This window comes from Bradyrhizobium sp. Kon69, from assembly GCF_055807515.1.
In genome coordinates this window covers 1-851 of the sequence record NZ_JBVVOS010000087.1, presented here as the reverse complement: position 1 = coordinate 851, position 851 = coordinate 1, and the positions used below count along the sequence as shown (strand labels likewise).

The following is an 851-nucleotide window of genomic DNA, read 5'->3' as shown; positions in this document are numbered from 1 at the left end:
AAGGTCTATCCCGACGCCAAGTCGGCTCTCGAGGGCGTTCTGAAAGACGGCATGATGATCATGTCGGGCGGCTTCGGCCTCTGCGGCATCGCCGAGACGCTGTCGGACGCGATCCGCGACTCCGGCGTCAAGGACCTGACGGTGGTCTCGAACAATGCCGGCGTCGACGGCATTGGCCTCAGCCGCCTGCTCGAAACCCGCCAGATCAAGAAGATGATCTCGTCCTATGTCGGGGAGAACAAGCTGTTCGCCCAGCAATTCCTCGCCGGCGAGCTGGAACTCGAATTCAATCCTCAGGGCACGCTGGCCGAGCGCATCCGCGCGGGCGGCGCCGGCATTCCGGCCTTCTACACCAAGACCGGCGTCGGCACGCTGATCGCCGAAGGCAAGGAAGTGAAAGAATTCGACGGACAGAAATACCTGATGGAGCGCGGCCTGTTCGCCGACCTCGCCATCGTCCACGCCTGGAAGGGCGACACCGCAGGTAACCTCATCTATCGCAAGACCGCGCGCAACTTTAACCCGATGATGGCGACCGCCGCCAAGGTCACGGTGGCCGAGGTCGAGCATCTGGTTCCGGCCGGCGAACTCGATCCCGACCACATCCACACGCCCGGTCTTTTCGTCAAGCGCATCGTCGAGGTCGGAACGGCCAAGAAGCGCATCGAATTCCGCAACACCCGCCCGCGCACCGCCGCTTAAGCGTATCAGGAGAACCACATGGCCTGGACCCGTGAACAGATGGCTGCGCGCGCCGCGAAGGAATTGCGTGACGGCTATTACGTCAATCTCGGCATCGGCATCCCGACGCTGGTCTCGAACTACATCCCGGACGGCATGGACGTCAGCCT

Annotated in this window: 2 protein-coding genes; both read left to right on the top strand. The window is 62.9% G+C overall.

What is annotated here, in order from left to right; genetic code table 11:
• Window positions 1-702: CoA transferase subunit A (locus AC0L3U_RS38300; RefSeq protein WP_473364947.1), on the top strand; the 702-nt coding region annotated here is incomplete at its 5' end.
• An 18-nt stretch (window positions 703-720) separates the two neighbouring features.
• Window positions 721-851, top strand: a 131-nt coding sequence (locus AC0L3U_RS38295; RefSeq protein WP_473364948.1) for a CoA-transferase, incomplete at its 3' end; no start/stop codon positions are given.